We start from the raw sequence: 15813 nt of genomic DNA, 5'->3' as shown, positions 1-15813 counted from the left end.
TCCGTGGTCAGCGACGCTGGACGGCCTCTTCGGCAACCTCGACGAGTTCACGATCGGTCGCCTCGGTCTCTGCATCGTGCGCCGGCTCGAGCCGGTCGTGCGCGATCAGCGACTGGATCGCCCGCAGTACGGCGCTCGCAGCCGCGCCCCACGTGGAGACGTACGAGAACTGCCACCACCACAGCGCCTCGACGACCCGGCCGTCCTCGTAGTGCGCGAGGCCGTGCACAAGGTCGGTCGCGATCGCGGTGAGGTCGTCGGAGAGCCGGTTCACGGTGATCTCCGGCGGAGCGGCGTACGGGTCGAAGACCTCGGCGTACTCGTCGAGGCCCTCGAACAGCACCGCGAGACGGTCCCGCATCGCGTCCAGATCCGGGTCCGGACCGGCGTCGCTCTCGAACCGCTCCTCGGGGACGAAGTCCTCGAACGCGCCGAGGCGGCCGCCGGCGAGCAGCAACTGGCTCACCTCGAGCAGCAGGTACGGCAGCGAGGCGAGGCCCTCGTCGACCCCGTCCTCGTCCGGCTGCGCGGCGATGTCGCGCACCGAGATCAGGAAGCTCCGGACCTGGTCGGCGATCTGTTCGGCGAACTCGGTGAGGTCCTCGGAGTCCGTGGCCAATGCGCGCTCTGCAATATCGGTTGGTTCAGTCATCGATTGATCGTCGCCCTTCAAACGCCCGTCCGAGTGTGACCTCGTCGGCGTACTCGAGGTCACCGCCTACAGGAAGTCCACTAGCCAAACGGGTGACGCGCAACCCCATGGGCCGCAGCAGGCGGCTCAGGTAGGTGGCTGTCGCCTCACCCTCCAGGTTCGGATCGGTGGCCAGGATGATCTCGGTCACCTCACCGCTGGCCAGCCGTTGCATCAGTTCCTTGATGTGGAGTTCGTCCGGCCCGATCCCCTCGATCGGCGAGATCGCCCCGCCGAGCACGTGGTACCGGCCGCGGAACTCGCGGGTGCGCTCGATCGCGACCACGTCCTTGGCCTCTTCGACCACACAGATCAGACTCAGGTCCCGGCGCGGGTCACGGCAGATCCGGCACTGCACTTCCTCCGAGACATTGCCGCAGATCTCGCAGAACTTGACCTTCTCCTTGACCTGCACGAGCACATGCGCAAGCCGCCGTACGTCGGTCTCGTCGGCCGCGAGCAGGTGGAACGCGATCCGCTGCGCGGACTTCGGACCCACTCCGGGCAACCGCCCCAGCTCGTCGATGAGGTCCTGAACGGCACCCTCGTACACGTCAGACCGGGTTCTGACCGGAAGCGCCGGCCCCGCTCCCCGGGTTCACGAACCCGACGCCGCCACGATTCTGGTCATCCGAGCCATGGGTCCCCTCGGACGCCTGCGCACGGCCCTCGTCGTCCGCCGGACCGCTCGGCCCAGGCTTGCCCGGCTCGGTCGCGGTGGTGTCGTCGCCCGGTCCTACTGCAGGCGGCGTCGCACTCGGCAGCCCGAAGCCGGCGGGCGCGGACTGCGCCGGAGCTCCACCGCCGAAGCCGGGGATGCCGCCCTCGCCGAACGCGCCGCCCAGCCCGCCGGCCAGCGGACCCATGGCGGCGGCAGCAGCCTGCTTCGCGTTCTCAGAGGCGTCGCGGACCGCGGCGACGATCAGGTCGGCCAGCGTCTCGGTGTCGTCCGGGTCGACAGCCTCTTGCTTGATGTTCAGGCTGAGCAGCTCGCCCGTGCCGGACACCAGGGCAGTCACCAAACCGCCACCGGCCGACCCCTCGATCTCCTGACCTTCGAGGTCTGCCTGCGCTTCCATCAGCTGGTTCTGCATCGCCTGCGCCTGCGCGAGCAGGTTGGACATGTCGAAGCCCCCAGCACCGCCACCGTCGAACACTGCGATCTCCTCGTCCGAACCGCTCTCCCGAGCCCCGAGCTTGCCTACCCGGCCCCTGACACGCGTCCGACGACCGGAGACTCCACACTAGCCGGTCGGTCGGACAACCCCACGCACGCCCAGAAACCGACCAGTCTCCCCAAAGTTATCCACAACCTTGTGGACATCTTTTCCCACAGGGTTGTGGATGATGTGGACACCCACCGTGCCGGTCTAGTCCTGGCTGTGGACGATCCTGTGCGAGTGACTTTCAGCTGAACTCAGTTCGGCTCTTCGGTGATGATCTGCGCGCCAAGAGTCTCCCGCAGCAGATCGGTGTGCGACCGCGGATCGTCATCCAGCACCACGTCGTCCTCACCGATCGAGGCGGCTTCCTCCTCAGGCGTCAACGGCACCTCAGGCACAACCGGCGCCCGCGCCGCAGCCCGAGCCTGCTCAGCCGCTACCGCAGCCTCCGCCGCCCGCCGCTTACTAGCCGCCTGCTCCCGCCGATCCACCGGAGACGCCTGGACCGGCTGGACCGGCTGGGCCGCACCGCCTCGGCCGTCCTCCCACGGATCCACCCCCGGCGGCACGTCGTACTCCGACTCAGGCGGCTCCCGCAGCGCAACACTCCCCGCTCCGTCCGCCCATTCCCGACCGCCAACCGGCTCGCCGGACGCACCGCCAGCCGCTCCTGCCCGCCCCGCCGAACCGCGCCCATCAGCGCCACCGCCACCCGACCCGCCCGCCGCAGGACCACCAGCAGCCGACCCTCCAGCCGCGGGACCAGTCGCCACAGCTCCGTCCACGCCGCCCCCAGCGGCTACGCGATCACCTGGCCCACCTGCGCCAGACTCACCTGCGCCCGCGCCAAGCGAGGCTGCGTCAACCGGCCCGGTAGCGGCGAGGCCGCCGCCGACATCAGACCCGCCCGCCTCCGGTCCGCCAATGCCTGGACCCGCCCCTAGACCGCCGTCGTGTGAGCCGCCCGCTCCGGAGCTGCCCATCCCAGCAGCACCCCGCCCGCGTCCGCCCGCCACATCTCCACCATGGCCTCCCGGCGCGCCCACACCAGACCCGCCTGCATAAGCACCACCGGCATCACCCGAAGCACCACCACCGTGACCTCCGGGCGCATCGTGGCCCCCGGGCCCGCCTTGGGCAACACCACTCGGCCCACCCTGACCGACTCCGCCGGATCCGCCCTGGGCACCTCCACCGGGTCCGCCTTGAGCACCTCCACCGGGTCCGCCCTGGACACCCCCACCGGGTCCGCCATGGGCACCACCGCCGGGTCCGCCTTGGGCACCACCGCCAGGTCCGCCCTGGGCACCACCGCCAGGTCCGCCCTGGACACCGCCGCCAGGTCCGCCCTGGGCACCACCGCCAGGTCCGCCCTGGACACCGCCGCCAGGTCCGCCCTGGACACCGCCGCCGGAACCGCCTGGCGTGCTGCCGCTGGGGCCACCACCCTGTCGACCACCGGGACCACCGGGACCACCGGGACCACTGGCGCCCGAACCGCCGGCGCCTGGGTCCGTGGAGGGGTCGACGACGGCTTCGACTCGGCGGTCGACGCCGATGGTGTCGTTCATCGCTTGCCGCAGGATCTCGTCACTTCCCGAACGCGCAAAGCTCTCCCGAGCCCCCGCGTTCACCAGCCCGAGCGTCAGCGTCTGATCGTCGATCGCGATGACCTGCGCGTTCTGGCTCAACATGATCCAAGCAAACCGCCGCTTGCTCTTCACGGCCTCCAAAACCTCAGGCCACAACCGCCGAATGTCAGCCAGCCCAACCGCCCCACCAGCACCCCCACCAGCCGCAGCCCCACCCCCGCCGGAACCAGCACCACCAGCAACTACCTCAGCGGGAACTACACCGCCAACCGAAGACTCAGCCCCATCACCCCAAGCCCCCGTACGCCCACCACCAGCCGAGGAGCTGCTCGAGGCTGCGGTCGGGGCGCCGGCCCGCTGCGCGCCGGCCGAAGCAGACCCACCACCTGCTCCCGCACCGGCCTGACCAGCTCCAGCACCCGCGCCACCTCCAGCGGCCCCACCAGCCCCGGCGCCGGCGCCAGCAGCCCCACCAGATCCGGCACCCGCACCGATTCCACCGGCCTCACCTGCTCCGGCACCCGCGCCAGCTCCACCGACCCCAGCAGCCCCGGCACCCGCGCCAACTCCAACAGCTCCACCAGATCCGGCGCCAGCTGCATCTACTCCACCAGCCGCACCGTCTGCTCCACCAGGTGCACCAGCTCCAGCAGCCGATCCTCCGACGGAACCAGCGTCCGACGAGCCATCGGCGGCGCCCCGGGAGCCCCCCGCGGTTGCGGCAGCGCGTGCTGCCGCCCTGCTTGTCGCGGCGTCCCCTCCAGGTGCGCCGAAGTCGTCGGAGGCACCACCCGGCGCGGCAGCGCCCGGAGTACCCACGCCGGCTGCGTGCGGCTGCCCCGCGTTCCCAGTACCTGACACGGGCTGCCCCGCGTTCGCAGTACTGGATCCGGCCGGCCGCCCCGCAGGCGCAGTACCTGCGGCTGACTGCGCGGCGTCTGGAGTACCGGCAGGCACACCGATGGCTAGGCGGCGTTCCATGCGGTCCAAGCGGGCTTGGATGCCGTTGGTGGAGTCGTCGGCGCCGGGGAGCAGGACCTTGGCGCAGATCAGCTCGAGTTGGAGGCGGGGTGCCGTCGCGCCGCGCATCTCCAGCAGGCCGGCAGCGACGATGTCCGCCGCCCGCGTGAGCTCCGCCGGACCGATGCCAGCGGCCTGCGTCTGCAGCCGCTCACCCTGGTCCTCGGCAGCCTCGATCAAACCGGACGCGACAGCATTCGGCACGGCGGACAGCACAACCAGATCGCGCAACCGCCGCAGCAGGTCTTCGGCGAACCGCTTGGGGTCCTGACCGGTCTCAATGACCTTCTCGATCGTCTCGAACACGGCAGCGCTGTCATGCGCCGCGAATCCATCAACACACGCATCGAGCAACGAGTCGGGAGTGAACCCGAGCAGCGCCACCGCCAGTTGGTACGTCACCCCTCCCGGCCCAGCCCCACCGATCAGCTGGTCCAGCACGCTCAGCGAGTCACGCACCGAACCCGCGCCGGCCCGCACGACCAGAGGCAGCGCAGCCGACTCGATCGCGACGCCCTCCGCCTCACATAGCTTGGCCATGTAATCAGCCAGCACCTTCGGCGGCACCAGCCGGAACGGATAGTGGTGCGTACGCGACCGGATCGTCCCGATGACCTTGTCGGGCTCGGTGGTGGCGAAGATGAACTTGAGGTGCGGCGGCGGCTCCTCGACCAGCTTGAGCAGGGCGTTGAAGCCCTGCGTGGTCACCATGTGCGCCTCGTCGATGATGTAGATCTTGTAGCGGCTCTCGACCGGGGCGAAGAACGCACGCTCCCGCAGATCACGGGCGTCGTCCACGCCCCCGTGCGACGCCGCGTCGATCTCGATCACGTCGATGCTGCCGGGGCCACCACGCGCCAGGTCGGTGCACGACTTGCACACCCCGCACGGCTCGGCGATCGGGCCCTTCTCACAGTTGATCGCGCGGGCGAGGATCCGCGCACTGGTGGTCTTTCCACACCCTCGCGGTCCGGAGAACAGGTAGGCGTGATTGACCCGGTTGTTGCTCAACGCGTTCCGCAACGGCGCCGTGACATGTTCCTGCCCGATCACCTCCGCGAACGTCTCCGGGCGATACCGGCGGTACAGCGCAAGGGGTGCTTCCACGCCCGCAACCCTAGCGCTGCCGCCCGACATTTCCTTCGCCCGCGCTGCCGGGCCGGATGACCGGGTGGGACGCGTCTGCGTGGTCGATCACGACGGTGGCCGCCGCGGCCGGATCATGCTGAGCCTGGTACGCGCGCCAGCCCGGGACGAACTGCGTCTCGAACATCCCCCGCGCGGCGTCCTCCCCGCCGTAGCTGTCCCGATCACGGAGCACACCTCGCCGCAGCATCTCGTCCTCGCCGATGTGCAGTAGATGCCGACATCCCAGTGCGGGCGTAGTCGCTCCTGGAGCAGAAACACGCCATCGACGAGCAGCACCGCGTCGTACGGCGCGATCCCTGTCGAGCCGTCCGCGGCCCGATAGCTACGATCGCCGCCCGGCCCCAGCGGAATCAGGTACCCGGCGACCAGCGCAGCCAAGTCGAAGTTGTCGTCGAAGTACCCCGCCGCGGGGACGCCCGGCGACTGCGGTCGCTCATCCGCGGGGCGGATGTAGTCGTCAACGCTCGCCCTGATCGCCGGACGGATGCCGGACAACGCGGCTGCCAGCTCGTCGGCCAACGTCGTCTTCCCGGCCGCATCCGGCCCGTCCACCGCGACCCGCACGGGACGATCCGAAGAAATGCCGACGATCGACTCGATCAACCGCGTGAGAACGGCCTGCCGAGTCGTCACCCCTCGACCGTAGGCCCCTGATCCCGGGAAACGCCAGACACGATCTAGCGTGGAGCGATGACTGGGGACGAGCGGCAGCAGGCAGTGATCGCGCGAGCGGCCGAGGTCCTGCCGCAGGACGAGCGGGTGCTCGGGGTCTACCTCATCGGGAGTTATGCGACGGGCGCGGCCGATCGGTTCAGCGATGTCGACGTACATCTCGTGGTCACAGACGACAGCCTGGAGTGGTTCGGCGAGCACTGGGACGACGTACTGCGGGAGCTGACCGGGCCGACCGTGCTGACGGACAGGGTCCCGGGGCTCATCGGTGGACTGGGGATCACGCCGGACTGGTTGCATGTGGATCTGTTCGTGCACCCGTTGGCCTCGTTCGAACGGGAGCAGTACGACGGGGTGCGCGTGTTGTTCGACCGGGACGGGACGCTGTTCCCGCACGGCGATATCGCTGCGAAGGGCGGCCGACCCGGAGAACCGTACTGGCCGGCGACCAACGTCAACCTCTTCTTCTACTTCCTCGGGAACCTGGTCACGGTCCTCGGTCGTGACGAGCGGATCGTCGGCAACCAGGGCGTCGGCGTCGTCCGCGACCAACTCGTCGCGCTCATGCTGGCCGAACGCGGCGTACGCCGGACCAGCGGGGCCAAGCGCCTCAACGCCCTACTGTCCGACGAGCAACGCGCCGCCCTGGAAGCCGTCCCGGCCGCCGGCACCGAGCCCGCCGACATCATCGCGGCGAACCAGTACATCTGCCGCGAGTTCATCACCCGCGGCACCGCACTGGCCAAGCTGACCGACAACCCCTGGCCGACCGAGTTCGTCGACGCAACCCTCACCCACCTCCGGAACCATTTCCAGGTCGACTTCTCCTGATGGTTGCCGGAGGCACGCACCTCATTCCAGGTGGTAGTTGGCGAAGCGGGTGCGGAGGTCCTTCTTGGAGAACTTGCCGACCGAGGTCTTCGGGACCTCGTCGATGAACTCGACCGCATCCGGGACCCACCAACTCGCAACCAGCGGACGCAGATACTCGAGGATGTCCTCGCCCGTCGCAGTCGCACCCTCCTGCAGGACGATGCACGCCAGCGGCCGCTCGACCCACTTCGGGTGCGGCACGCCGATGACCGCCGCTTCTCGTACTGCGGGGTGGGCCATCAACAGGTTCTCCAGCTCGACCGAGCTGATCCACTCGCCGCCGGACTTCACCAGGTCCTTCGTCCGGTCGACGATCCGGACCGAACCGTACTGGTCGATCGCGGCGACGTCGCCCGTCTTCATCCAGCCGTCCTCGGTGTTCAGCTGGACACCGTCGTCGGGACGGTAATACTCCGCCGCGATCCACGGGCCACGGACCTGCAGCTCACCGGTGGCCTCGTCGTCCCACGGCAGCGCCTCGATCGAACCAGGCTCGACGATGCGCACCTCGACACCAGGCAGCGGCAGTCCGGCCCGGGCGCGCAGGTGTGCCTGCTCTTCCTCAGGAAGATCCGCATTCCGCGATGGAACATGGGAGGCGGTCGCGACCGGGCTCGTCTCGGTCATGCCCCACGCCTGCAGGATCGGCCGGCCGAGCTTCAGCCGGAACGCCTCCGACAACGCCAAGGGCACGGCCGAACCGCCACAGGGGATCCTCCGCAGCTTCGGCAACTCGACGCCGTCGAGCAGCGGCAACAGCCCCTGCCAGATCGTCGGCACCCCGGCCGACAACGTGACCTCCTGCTCCTGGAGCAGCTTGAGAATCCCGGCCGGCGTCATGTCCGGTCCCGGGAACACCAGCGACGCGCCGGCCATCGGCGCCGCGTGCGCCAGACCCCACGCGTTCGCATGGAACATCGGCACGACCGGCATCACCGTGTCCGTCTCGGTCAGCCCGATGCCGGCATTCGTCAGTACGCCGATCGAGTGCAGCCAGGTGGACCGATGCGAATAGACGACTCCCTTCGGATGCCCCGTCGTCCCACTCGTGTAGCACATCGCGGCGGCCTGGTTCTCGTCCTCGACGTGGAACTCGACCGGCTGGGCCGCGGCCAGCAGCTCCTCGTAGTCGTGGAACCGTGAGTCGTCCGGGACCTCCGCACCCGGCGCCCCAGGCGGCAGGTCGTCCATGACGACCACGTGCTGGATCTGCGGGAGCCGCTCGAGCAGCGGCAGGAACACCCCCAGCAGCGAGCGGTCGACGAACACGACCTCGTCCTCGGCGTGATTCGCGATGTAGACGATCTGGTCCGGGAAGAGTCTGATGTTGAGCGTGTGCAGCACCCGGCCGGTGCAGGGCGCAGCGAAGTACAGCTCGAGGTGGCGTCCTGAGTTCCACGCGAATGTCCCGACGCGGCCGTCCGGGGTGACCCCGAGCGTGTCCAGGACGCCGCCCAGACGTCTGGTCCGCTCCGCCCACTCGGCGTACGTCAGCTTGGTCGGCGCCGGACCGCCGGTGTAGACGGTCTTGTCCGGGTAGAACTGCTCGGCCCGGCGGAAGATCGTGTCCAGGGACAGTTGGTAGTTCTGCATCAGACCCTTCATGCAGACACTGTGCCAGCCGCGATGTCGCCTTGGCCATGACCTCAACCGGACTTTCTCCGGCACTCTTCCGGAACCCGTCGCCTCAGGCAACAGATTCTCACCGATCGAAACACTCGCGCCAAATAGATGTCATGACACACGTGTCGTGTAATATATCGACCATGAAGGTTGTCGAGGAGCTTCGCTATCTCGTGCTGGCGATCCAGCGCGAGGGCAACCGGCTGCTCGCCGCCGAGCTGCGCCCGTTGGGCATAACGCCTTCCCAGGCAGAGGTTCTGCGCGTCCTGCGCGACCACGGCCCGCTCACGCTGAATGCGCTCGGCGGCCTGCTGGTCTGCGAGACCGGCAACAGCCCGAGCCGTCTCGTCGATCGCCTCGTCGCGCAAGGACTGGTCAAACGCGGCATCGACAAGGTCGACCGGCGCTACCTCACGCTCAGCCTGACCACGCAGGGCCGCGCCCTGCACCGCCGCATCGTCACCGCGGAAAACCGGCTGCACCGCACCATGCACGACCTCGTCGCCGGCCAGGCGCTCGACGAGACCATCACTACGCTCCGCACGCTCGCCGACGCCTTCCCGGCCGGCGCGGCCCTGGCCCGTCGCCGGGATCCCGAACTCGCCACTCAGGAGAACTAGTCATGGAACAGGCCACCGAAATCATCCACGCCGGCCCCGCAGCGATCCGCCACGTCCTGCTCGACGCACTCGCGCTCCCGGAGTGGAACGAGGCGTTCCTGGCCATCGACGGCCCGGCCGAGGCAGACCTCGGCAGCAGCTACGCGCTGCGGGTCCGGCCGGGGTTCGCCGGTGAGCTGCAGTACACAGTGGTCGAGCCGGACCGGATCGAGATCAGCTGGCAGGTGCCAGGGTTCCGCGAGGTCGGGACGTGGACCATCGGTCCGGACAGCCAGGTCACCCACACGTTCGAGCAGTCCGGTCCGCTGGCGACCGTCCTACGCCCGGCGTACCGCAACATCGCCACCATCCGGCTGGCCCGTCTCGCCAACCGCGTCCGCCAGTTCAGCCACGCCGCCTGACGCTCTGGCCCGCGTCAGCTGAAGGCGAGGGGTACTGCGCGCTTGTGGGCGGTGCGGTGGTGGGTGGCGATGATCGTGCTTGCGGCCTTCTCGTCCACGTCGAGGCCCTCGAGGAAGTCGTCGATCTCGTCGTACGTGACGCCCAGCACGGCCTCGTCGGGTACGCCGGGGTTGTTCGTCTCCAGGTCGGCCGTCGGCACCTTGCCGGTGGTCTCCGGGTCGGCGCCGAGCCGCTCGCCGACGGCGCGGACGCGGCGCTTGTTCAGACCGGACAACGGCGTGAGGTCGCAGGCGCCGTCGCCGTACTTGGTGAAGAAGCCCATCACCGCCTCGGCCGCGTGGTCCGTGCCGATGACCAGTGCGCCGCGGGCACCGGCCACGACGTACTGCGCGACCATGCGCTGGCGGGCCTTGATGTTGCCGACGTGGAAGTCCTCTCGGTCGCCCAGCCCGGCGTGCCGGACCGACTCGACCATGGCGTCGGTGGCCGGCTTAATGTTCACGTCCAGCGTCTCGTCCGGCTTGATGAACTGCAGGGCGCGCTGGGCGTCCGCCTCGTCGGCCTGTACGCCGTACGGCAGCCGCATCGCGACGAACGTCGCCTGACCGCCCTCGGACCTGATCCGCTCCACCGCGAGCTGCCCGAGCCGGCCTCCGACCGCGGAGTCGACGCCGCCGCTGATCGCGAGCACGTAGCCTGCCGCGCCGGTCTTCCGGAGCCGGTCGGCCAGGAACTCGACCCGCTGCTCGATCTCGCTGTCCACGTCGAACGCCGTGGGCACGCTGAGCTCGGCGATGATCAGTTCCTGCAGGTATCGGCTCTCGGGATTCATCGGACTCCTCACGACGCCAGGCCCCGGACATAAGGATTCCCCGCGCACCCGGAAGAGCTCACTTACCCTTGCTGCCTTCCGGCCCTGGGGGGTTTGGGCGAGATACCGCCACGCGGGGAACCAGCCACGAGTGTACGGGATCCCCCGCGCCAACCGGGAATCGGACTCCACCGCACACGCTCTGAGCGAACAGCCTGGCCGCCTGACCCGATCCGGGCTCACTCTGGATGAGTGACGGATCATCAATTCGGCCCCTTCGGGATCACGACCGGGCTTGACAGCAGTGCTGAGTCGATCGCCGCGGCGCAGGCGGCGGAGGACCTTGGGTACCCGGCGATCTGGCTGTCCGGTGGTCCGCTGCCCGGGCTGCAGACGATCGTGGACCTGGTCGGAGCGACGACGGCGATCAAGTTCATCAGCGGGATCCTGGCGGTGTCGAAGTACGGCGCGGCGGACGTGGCCGCGACGTACGCCGAGCTGGAGGCGACCGCGCCGGGGCGGTTCACTGTTGGTCTTGGTGGAGCGCATGGTCCCATGCCGATCGCCACCCTCAACGCGTATCTGGACGAGCTGGACGTACCTGTGGAGCGTCAGGTGCTCGCTGCGCTCGGTCCGAAGATGCTGAAGCTGGCCGGCGAGCGGACTGCCGGCGCGTACCCGTTCCTGACCAGTGCGGCGTACTCCGCCGTGGCGCGGAAGGTCCTGGGTCCGGACAAGCTCCTGGCCGTCAGCCACCTCGCCGTGCTCGAAACGGACGCGGACCGGGCGCGGGCGATCGCGCGGGACACGATCGGCTTCTTCACGCGCATCCCGGGGTACATCGCGTCGTTGAAGCGGCAGGGGTTCGGTGAGAGCGACCAGGCCGAGCTGCCCGACCACATGATTGATGCGTTGGCGGCGTGGGGCAGTCCAGCCGACATCAAGGCCAAGCTGACCGAACACCTGGACGCCGGCGCCGACCACGTCGCAGTCAACGTGATCACTGGCGAGACCGGCCCCCAGCCGATCGAGCAGTGGCGGGCGCTAGCTCCCAGCCTGCTCGGATAGCGGCTTCTCGTAGAGCCGGGCGACCGACTCGAGCTTGTCGTAGCGGTACGGACGTTCCTCACCGGTCGGCTCGAACCCCTGCCGCAGCCAGAACCCAGTGGCGACCTGGGCGTTGGTGTCCACGACGGCGAGACGCAGCGTCCGGATCTCGGGCCACGTGGTCCCGACGTACCGCTCGACGAGGCTGTACGCCGTCCTGCCGTAGCCGAGCCCCTGGTGCTTGGCGTGGACTTCCAACAGACCGATGAAGGCAGTGTGGTCGTTCGGGAACCCCTTGAGCAGGTCAACGACCGCAACCAGCTGATCCGCGGCGAAGGCGCCCAGTACGACCTTCGACTCCTCCGGGAGGTCCTCCGGACGCATCATCAGCAGACTCTGCGCATCCGCGGGCCCTGGCGGGTAGCCGGTTATGCGCTCGGTGTACCCAGGATCGGACTCGATCAGCTCTTGCAGCGCGTCCACGTCACCCGGTGCGATCGGCCGCAGTACCAGCTCGTCCATGCGGCCGACCCTAGACGAGCGGCTCCAAGGTCCACGCCCCGATTTCGGATTCCCCCGTCCCCTTCGGTATCCTCTCCGCTTGGAGGATTCGCCTAGAGGCCTAGGGCGCACGCTTGGAAAGCGTGTTGGGGGCAACCCCTCACGAGTTCGAATCTCGTATCCTCCGCCAGTCTCCCGGACTGAAGAAACCGCAGGTCAAAGCACGGTTTCGGACTCCGAAGGCACGAACGACAGAGGGGCCGGACGCTCAGCGTCCGGCCCTCTTCATGTCCCAGGGTCTCAACGAGGGTCTCAACAGCGCTCTCAGGCAGGCACGAGAACCCCGCCGGTCGCCTCGTCCGGGTCGTCGTCCTCCCCCGCCTCCGTGGCCGCCCAGAGCAGTCCGCCGACGCGTTCGGCAATGTCCATGCGGACCGGCGCGGTGACGTGCTGGTACCTCTTGACCATCGATGACGAGGACCAGCCCATCACATCCATGACGGCTCGCTCGGGTACCCCGAGCAGCAGCAGGACCGTCGCGGCCGTGTGCCGTGCATCGTGCAATCGGCCGTCACGAATCCCAGAGGCGGCCAGCATTGCTTTCCACTCCCGGTAGTCCATGTTCGGGCTGAGCGCCTCGCCGGTTCGCTTCGCGAACGCCCAACCCTCGTCCTTCCACAACTGACGGGCGAGCGTCCTTTCGGCGGCCTGCTCTTTCCAGTGCGCCTGAAGAATCTTCGTCAGCTCCTTCGGCAGACCGATCGTCCGGCGACCGGCCCGCGATTTCGTCGGCGCTGCGTCCGGTCGGGCCTTCTGACGCTTCGGACAGAATCCGGGCTTCCGGCCGCACGGGTCCTCATCGCGGCCATGCTTGTACATCGGCCGATTCAGGCTCCGTCGCACCCGCAGAACTCCGGACTTCAGGTCGATGTCCGACCACCTCAGCCGCATCACGGGCGAGCTTCGGGAGTTGGTGGGTACTGTTCGGCACGACCTGGACCAGGTCCTGCGAAAGGCTGCCGGTCCTCACGAGTTGTTGCTAGCAGCCGCCGAAGATCCACAGCTCGCCTCACGGCTTGAGAAGGCTTTGCAGGACGCCGAGCTAAAGGCGGTGGAATCGGCGCTACCTACTCCGGGTACGGCTGAATCGCTAGCCGCCTGCCAGAGCAGCGGGAAGTTGGCAGCGATCGTGAGCAACAACTACGGCGAAGCCGTCGTGCGCTACCTGGCCCGCACCGGCCTAGCCGACCGAGTAGCGCACGTCGAGGGACGCGACCCCCCAGACCCGACACTGATGAAGCCCAGTCCACACTTGATCGAGAACGCGACGAGAGCTCTAGGTCTACCTACCCCGGCCTGCATCTTCATCGGCGATCAAATAAGCGACATGGAAGCAGGCCGGAGTGCTGGGGCGAGCACCGTTGGCTATGCCAACAAGCCTGGCAAAGCCGACGCTCTGTCGACCGCCGGCGCCGACGTCATCATCGAATCGATGACCGAAGTTGCCGCGGCGCTCCGCTAATTCTGGCTTGCTGGGCGACGTTCGAACCGGACTCCAGTGCTGCCGAGCCCAGATCTACTCCTAGCGACGCGGGCCTATTCGGGCGCAGGTTCATCAGTGTGCGTGGCTTCGAACGGCTGCACGCTCTGCCCGATCGGCTCGAATTCGGACTCAGTCTCATACCTCCGAAGCCCCTCGAACAGAGGCCATTCCTGCCAACTCCTCATCGCCAGTTCTTCATTGGCTATCAAGCGCTTCACAAGCGCATAAGCCTCTTCATGCCGTTCAAGCAGCGCAAGCTTCGCAAGCTTGAACTTATCCGCCAATGTTTCGGTGTCCCATGCTTCGACCTCCTCTCTTATCGCCCGCATGCCACGCATAGCCTTGCGTGAAATCCAAATGTTGACCATCGCGACAAGACGAGGCGACGGATGTTGGACAAATGTTAGGTGCCAGACATTCACCTCCTCTACCGAGATATACCGGCCGGCCATCAGTAGTTCGTATGTGATCGAACTGACAAGCGAATCTATCGACTTGATCGTCTCCGGATCAGGAAACAACTTCGCTGCTAACGCAATCACCAGCTTAATTCCGGCTACCGTCAACTTGTGGATTGCGCCCTGCAGGTAGGCTTCGGAGATCGTCAACCGTTTACCGATCACGGGCGGCTCCGATAGGCCTTCGATCTTAAGCAGGTATAGCGAATTTACCACGCCGCCATTATGCACAAATAGGTGCCTTCGCTGGAACACCTCGACAACACCAACCGGGCAGTCGGTAACACCGGGAACGACGAGATTGTGGCGTTTACTGAACCATTGCATCCAGTCTTCATAGGATCCTCTGAGGAGTGCATCCGCCATTCTCTCGGCGCAATGCCTGCGAAATTCGTCAAGGTCAGAGAATGCCTCTAGATCGCGCATCGAATACTTCGCCTCATCGGAGCGAAGTATCTCCGGACGCAAGAGGAGCAGCGCTCGCACTAAGGCGGAGACCAGGACTTCGAAGTCACTCACCACGCTCATCAGAAGAGAGGCCAGCAATATGCGGGTCTTGTCTGGGCGAGTTTGGGCGCGTTGCCAGATAGGCCCGTACCAATGGTAATATTCAGGCTTCCCAGTGACTTCAAGGAGATCACATCGCAGTTTAGCTAGGAAATCGTCTCGCATCTCAGCAATCGTAGCCTCGGATGCTTCGGATTCGCGAGAGTCCTTACGTGCACTCATGTGCTCGTGAATGTCGCGATGGATTACCGACGCAGCTTGTCGATGAACACTTTCCGGATCACCGGGCAGTCTGCGAGACGCCTCGGCCGTGAAAGCATTCTCGACATCAGTAAGCTCCCGGCGGCTCTTCGATATGAATTCCTCAAGATCGAACGACGCTTGCATAGCGTCCAGGAACGTAGTCAAGGGTGCAAACAGCAAGTCCTGTCCGGGCGAGGCATCATCCGCGGTTTGGTCGCCACTTTTCGACACGTCCATCTGTTCGCCATCTGTCATGAGCGAAGCTTAGATGCTAGAGCGAATCGAGCCAGCTGGCTGCGGCAGCGCCTTCCCTTTGCTCCTGACCAGTCGTCATGAGCCATTGTGTTCAAGCAATCGTTTCACAACCGCCTACCGCAGCATTGGGGACAGAGACCCCGCCCATGCGGCTCATGCGCCACCGCCCCGCCAACTCCACGGTGCTCCTCCGTCGCGCCGCACGCTGCCTCTCTCCCAAACGGGCCCCAGCAGGAGTGATGGCTTGCCAGCGCTCAACAAACGGAAGCGACCTGCACCGACTCCAATTGACCTCGTGACCAACGCCGCCAAGTCACCGTGGCCGGCCACAAGCATGCGCTTGCAGGAAAGATCACGGCCGCACCCTTGGCGTCGGGGCCTGCGTAAGCCACCACGCCAAGCGCGGCTGTCCGCTACGTGGTCGCGCGGCTGCCAGCTCAGCGCGTTGGTCTACGCGTGTGAAGCCCTGAGAACCGCATGCGCCTCGTCCACCACCCCTCGATCAAATAGCTGGCTACATTGCAGGGCCTAACGGATTTACACTTGGCTGCCGGTCGACTGGCAAGACCTTGATGCTACTTGGTGCCTTCTGTCATCATCACTCGGCCACACGCCTTGCATCGCAAGGATTTTTTTTCCTCCG

General features: G+C 67.1%; 14 protein-coding genes, 1 tRNA gene, 1 other RNA gene and 1 pseudogene. 6 read left to right on the top strand and 11 right to left on the bottom strand.

Going from position 1 to position 15813, the window contains the following annotated elements:
• Positions 1 to 7: 7 nt before the first annotated feature.
• The 5 genes and pseudogenes from FDA38_RS00350 to FDA38_RS00325 form a co-directional block, all read right to left on the bottom strand.
• Positions 8 to 652 carry a DUF5063 domain-containing protein gene (locus FDA38_RS00350; RefSeq protein ID WP_137252074.1) on the bottom strand — a complete coding sequence of 215 codons (645 nt, stop codon included), beginning with the start codon at positions 650 to 652 and terminating at the stop codon, positions 8 to 10.
• Positions 645 to 1244: a recombination mediator RecR gene (gene recR / locus FDA38_RS00345; RefSeq protein ID WP_137252073.1), complete on the bottom strand. Its 600-nt coding sequence runs from the start codon at positions 1242 to 1244 to the stop codon at positions 645 to 647. Before recR ends, FDA38_RS00350 begins: the two co-directional genes overlap by 8 nt.
• A gap of 1 nt (position 1245) precedes the next feature.
• Positions 1246 to 1848, bottom strand: coding sequence for a YbaB/EbfC family nucleoid-associated protein (locus FDA38_RS43525; RefSeq protein WP_137252072.1), 603 nt, complete (start codon positions 1846 to 1848; stop codon positions 1246 to 1248).
• Positions 1849 to 4130: 2282 nt separating this feature from the next.
• A pseudogene (locus tag FDA38_RS43745) lies at positions 4131 to 5603 on the bottom strand (DNA polymerase III subunit gamma and tau); the annotation flags it as partial.
• Between the two features lie 57 nt (positions 5604 to 5660).
• Positions 5661 to 6248: a nucleoside/nucleotide kinase family protein gene (locus FDA38_RS00325; protein WP_137252071.1), complete on the bottom strand. Its 588-nt coding sequence runs from the start codon at positions 6246 to 6248 to the stop codon at positions 5661 to 5663.
• 57 nt (positions 6249 to 6305) lie between these two features.
• Between FDA38_RS00325 and FDA38_RS00320 the strand changes: the two genes are divergently transcribed.
• Positions 6306 to 7118 (top strand): nucleotidyltransferase domain-containing protein, encoded by an 813-nt coding sequence (locus tag FDA38_RS00320; protein ID WP_137252070.1) that lies wholly within the window; start codon positions 6306 to 6308, stop codon positions 7116 to 7118.
• 21 nt (positions 7119 to 7139) lie between these two features.
• Here FDA38_RS00320 and FDA38_RS00315 read toward each other — a convergent pair whose 3' ends face one another.
• On the bottom strand, positions 7140 to 8765 hold the full coding sequence (locus FDA38_RS00315) for a long-chain fatty acid--CoA ligase (RefSeq protein WP_170989532.1): 1626 nt from the start codon (positions 8763 to 8765) through the stop codon (positions 7140 to 7142).
• A 161-nt stretch (positions 8766 to 8926) separates the two neighbouring features.
• On the opposite strand from FDA38_RS00315, the gene FDA38_RS00310 reads away from it, so the two are divergent.
• Both FDA38_RS00310 and FDA38_RS00305 read left to right on the top strand, forming a co-directional pair.
• Positions 8927 to 9403 carry a MarR family winged helix-turn-helix transcriptional regulator gene (locus FDA38_RS00310; protein ID WP_137252069.1) on the top strand — a complete coding sequence of 159 codons (477 nt, stop codon included), beginning with the start codon at positions 8927 to 8929 and terminating at the stop codon, positions 9401 to 9403.
• A gap of 2 nt (positions 9404 to 9405) precedes the next feature.
• Entirely contained in the window at positions 9406 to 9804 is a 399-nt protein-coding gene (locus FDA38_RS00305; RefSeq protein ID WP_137252068.1) for an SRPBCC family protein, read from the top strand.
• A gap of 14 nt (positions 9805 to 9818) precedes the next feature.
• Here the strand turns inward: FDA38_RS00305 and nadE are convergent, their stop codons facing one another.
• Positions 9819 to 10637, bottom strand: a complete 819-nt coding sequence (gene nadE / locus FDA38_RS00300) for an ammonia-dependent NAD(+) synthetase (protein WP_137252067.1) — start codon at positions 10635 to 10637, stop codon at positions 9819 to 9821.
• Between the two features lie 28 nt (positions 10638 to 10665).
• Positions 10666 to 10762: signal recognition particle sRNA small type (ffs, locus tag FDA38_RS00295), an RNA gene on the bottom strand.
• Between the two features lie 106 nt (positions 10763 to 10868).
• Here ffs and FDA38_RS00290 point away from each other — a divergent pair.
• Positions 10869 to 11684, top strand: a complete 816-nt coding sequence (locus FDA38_RS00290; protein ID WP_137252066.1) for a TIGR03620 family F420-dependent LLM class oxidoreductase — start codon at positions 10869 to 10871, stop codon at positions 11682 to 11684.
• On the opposite strand, the gene FDA38_RS00285 is transcribed toward FDA38_RS00290, so the two are convergent.
• The gene (locus tag FDA38_RS00285) at positions 11661 to 12185 is read right to left on the bottom strand and encodes a GNAT family N-acetyltransferase (protein WP_137252065.1); all 525 of its coding nucleotides are present in this window, start codon (positions 12183 to 12185) and stop codon (positions 11661 to 11663) included. The two genes, FDA38_RS00290 and FDA38_RS00285, sit on opposite strands and share 24 nt — an antisense overlap.
• An 81-nt stretch (positions 12186 to 12266) precedes the next feature.
• Between FDA38_RS00285 and FDA38_RS00280 the strand changes: the two genes are divergently transcribed.
• A tRNA-Ser gene (locus FDA38_RS00280) sits at positions 12267 to 12354 on the top strand.
• Between the two features lie 134 nt (positions 12355 to 12488).
• Here the strand turns inward: FDA38_RS00280 and FDA38_RS00275 are convergent.
• On the bottom strand, positions 12489 to 13043 hold the full coding sequence (locus FDA38_RS00275) for a tyrosine-type recombinase/integrase (RefSeq protein ID WP_380091788.1): 555 nt from the start codon (positions 13041 to 13043) through the stop codon (positions 12489 to 12491).
• Between the two features lie 49 nt (positions 13044 to 13092).
• Here FDA38_RS00275 and FDA38_RS00270 point away from each other — a divergent pair, with 49 nt between their 5' ends.
• The gene (locus FDA38_RS00270) at positions 13093 to 13686 is read left to right on the top strand and encodes an HAD family hydrolase (RefSeq protein WP_137252064.1); all 594 of its coding nucleotides are present in this window, start codon (positions 13093 to 13095) and stop codon (positions 13684 to 13686) included.
• Between the two features lie 74 nt (positions 13687 to 13760).
• Here the strand turns inward: FDA38_RS00270 and FDA38_RS00265 are convergent, their stop codons facing one another.
• Complete coding sequence (locus tag FDA38_RS00265; protein WP_137252063.1) at positions 13761 to 15170, bottom strand: hypothetical protein; 1410 nt, start codon at positions 15168 to 15170, stop codon at positions 13761 to 13763.
• Positions 15171 to 15813: the final 643 nt, after the last annotated feature.

Origin of the sequence: Kribbella jiaozuonensis, from assembly GCF_005233875.1 — a bacterium.
Classification (GTDB): domain Bacteria; phylum Actinomycetota; class Actinomycetes; order Propionibacteriales; family Kribbellaceae; genus Kribbella; species Kribbella jiaozuonensis.
The sequence above is the reverse complement of the archived record's forward strand: the minus strand, read 5'-3'. Positions and strand labels throughout refer to the sequence as shown.

Bases quoted from the DNA above. Each gene is read 5' to 3' on its own strand.
- FDA38_RS00350 (WP_137252074.1), bottom strand. From the start codon at position 652: ATGACTGAACCAACCGATATTGCAGAGCGCGCATTGGCCACGGACTCC.
- FDA38_RS00320 (WP_137252070.1), top strand. From the start codon at position 6,306: ATGACTGGGGACGAGCGGCAGCAGGCAGTGATCGCGCGAGCGGCCGAG.
- FDA38_RS00315 (WP_170989532.1), bottom strand. From the start codon at position 8,765: ATGAAGGGTCTGATGCAGAACTACCAACTGTCCCTGGACACGATCTTC.
- FDA38_RS00310 (WP_137252069.1), top strand. From the start codon at position 8,927: ATGAAGGTTGTCGAGGAGCTTCGCTATCTCGTGCTGGCGATCCAGCGC.
- FDA38_RS00305 (WP_137252068.1), top strand. From the start codon at position 9,406: ATGGAACAGGCCACCGAAATCATCCACGCCGGCCCCGCAGCGATCCGC.
- nadE (WP_137252067.1), bottom strand. From the start codon at position 10,637: ATGAATCCCGAGAGCCGATACCTGCAGGAACTGATCATCGCCGAGCTC.
- FDA38_RS00285 (WP_137252065.1), bottom strand. From the start codon at position 12,185: ATGGACGAGCTGGTACTGCGGCCGATCGCACCGGGTGACGTGGACGCG.
- FDA38_RS00275 (WP_380091788.1), bottom strand. From the start codon at position 13,043: ATGTACAAGCATGGCCGCGATGAGGACCCGTGCGGCCGGAAGCCCGGA.
- FDA38_RS00270 (WP_137252064.1), top strand. From the start codon at position 13,093: ATGTCCGACCACCTCAGCCGCATCACGGGCGAGCTTCGGGAGTTGGTG.
- FDA38_RS00265 (WP_137252063.1), bottom strand. From the start codon at position 15,170: ATGACAGATGGCGAACAGATGGACGTGTCGAAAAGTGGCGACCAAACC.